This window comes from Stenotrophomonas sp. 2YAF22 (assembly GCF_052114665.1).
Taxonomy (GTDB): domain Bacteria; phylum Pseudomonadota; class Gammaproteobacteria; order Xanthomonadales; family Xanthomonadaceae; genus Stenotrophomonas; species Stenotrophomonas indicatrix.
On the sequence record NZ_JBFRFE010000730.1, the window covers coordinates 1 to 1,896 of the forward strand.

Annotated in this window: 2 protein-coding genes and 1 pseudogene; 2 read left to right on the forward strand and 1 reads right to left on the reverse strand. The window is 66.5% G+C overall.

Features of this window, described 5'->3' with window-relative positions:
* Together AB4Y84_RS20490 and AB4Y84_RS20495 are read left to right on the forward strand one after the other, a co-directional pair.
* Nucleotides 1-374 (forward strand): inorganic diphosphatase (locus AB4Y84_RS20490; protein WP_442250801.1); only part of this gene is annotated, 374 nt, incomplete at its 5' end.
* Between the two features lie 151 nt (nucleotides 375-525).
* Nucleotides 526-1,647: an HDOD domain-containing protein gene (locus AB4Y84_RS20495; protein WP_312786317.1), complete on the forward strand. Its 1,122-nt coding sequence runs from the start codon at nucleotides 526-528 to the stop codon at nucleotides 1,645-1,647.
* Between the two features lie 3 nt (nucleotides 1,648-1,650).
* Here AB4Y84_RS20495 and AB4Y84_RS20500 read toward each other — a convergent pair.
* A pseudogene (locus AB4Y84_RS20500) lies at nucleotides 1,651-1,896 on the reverse strand (hypothetical protein); the annotation flags it as partial.

Here is a 1,896-nt window from a genome sequence, read left to right on the forward strand (position 1 = left end):
ACTACGGCTACGTGCCGAGCACCCTGTGCGGCGACGGCGATCCGGCCGACGTGCTGGTGGTGCTGCCGCTGCCGCTGGTCCCGGGTTCGGTGGTGCGTTGCCGTCCRGTCGGCGTGCTGAAGATGAGCGATGAGGCAGGCAGCGACGAGAAGATCCTGGCCGTGCCGGTCACCAAGGTGTTCGGCGGCTACGCGCACGTGGAAGACATCGAGCAGGTGTCCAGCCACTGGCTGGAGCGCATCGGTCACTTCTTCGAGCACTACAAGGACCTGGAGAAGGGCAAGTGGGTCAAGCTGGACGGTTGGGGCGGCGCGGCCGAGGCCAAGCAGATCCTGATCGAGGCGCACCAGCGCCACCTCGACAGCAAGGCCTGAGACTGAACAGCATTGCTCCGGCGCACGGCGTCGGAGCGATGCGGGTCACGTTTCATGACGGCGGCACATCACCTTTGCCGCCRTATTAGGTAAATTGCGTCACTTCACACGTCTTCGACATCGACCGTCGAGACAGCCAGGGGAATGTGTCGTGCGTATTCTGCTTGTTGGGGATACAGCCAGCCTGCCGGCTGAGCTGACCGAATTCATTGCCGATCTTGGGGAAGACTGGCAGCCGTTGACCGCCACCGATGGCCATGCCGCGATGACCGCGGTCGCCACCCAGGGCGTGGACGCGGTGATCGTCTGCCCGCAGTTGCCCGATCTCAACGCGACCACGTTGCTGGGACAGATCCGCACCTTGCGCCCGGAGACCATCCGCATCGCACTGGTCGATGCACAGCATGGCAACCGGCCGCCGCCGGCACGCCTGATCGGGGTCGCCCATCGCTTCCTGCCATTGCCGTTGGCACCGGAAGTGCTGCTGGAAGCATTGACCAGCCTGGAAGAGCTGCGCGAAGTGCTGGACAGCCCACGCCTGCGCGACGCCATCGGCCGCATCGAGAAGCTGCCCTCGCCGCCGCACCTGTACCTGAGCCTGACCCAGGCACTGGAACATGACGACGACGCCGACAGCGCCGATGTTGCCAAGCTGGTCGCCGCCGATCCGGCGATCGCGGCCAAGGTGCTGCAGCTTTCCAATTCGGCCTTCTTCAGCCAGGGCCGCACCATCGCCGACCTGCGCACCGCCGTGACCCGGCTGGGCCTGGCCACGCTGCGCGACCTGGTGCTGGCCAGCGAGGTGTTCTCCGCACCGACCTTGTCCGGCGCCGAGCGCAACTCGCTGCAGCAGCGTGCCTTGATGGCCTCGCGATTGGCCGCACGCCTGCTGCCCGACTCCAGCGCCGAACTCGGTGCCACCGCCGCCCTGCTGGCCGACATCGGCCTGCTGCTGCCGGGCGTACGCAACGAGCGCAGCGAACCGGAGCCGGCCGATGATGATCGCCCCGGGCATGCCGAAGCCGGCGCCTATCTGCTGGGCCTGTGGGGGCTGCCGATGCCGATCATCGAGGCCGTGGCGTTCCATCTGCAGCCGCAACGCGCGAATACCCGCAGCTTCTGGGTGACCGGTGCGGTGCACGTGGCACTGGCACTGGTCAACGGCGATCCGGTGGATGAAGAGTATCTGCAGCGGGCCGGTGTACTGAACAAGCTGCCGCAGTGGCGCGAGCACGCCAACAGCCTGATGGGGCTGGTGCCGAGCGACGCCTGAGGGTCACATAGCGGGGAGGTCAGATACAACGGTGGTCGGGCGGGGGCTGCTATCACTCAGGGGGCGGACCGCGATCGCCTCGATCTCCACCCTGTGGGCAGGATGGGCCAAGCCCGCCACCTGGAAGGTCGAGCGTGCTGGCAGAGCTTGGTTCTTTGCGGTGCCGAAGAACTGCGAGTAACCCGCAGCAAACCCTGGCAGATCCATCCTGCCATCGGTTTCGTCACCGCCGACGAGGTAGACCTGCAG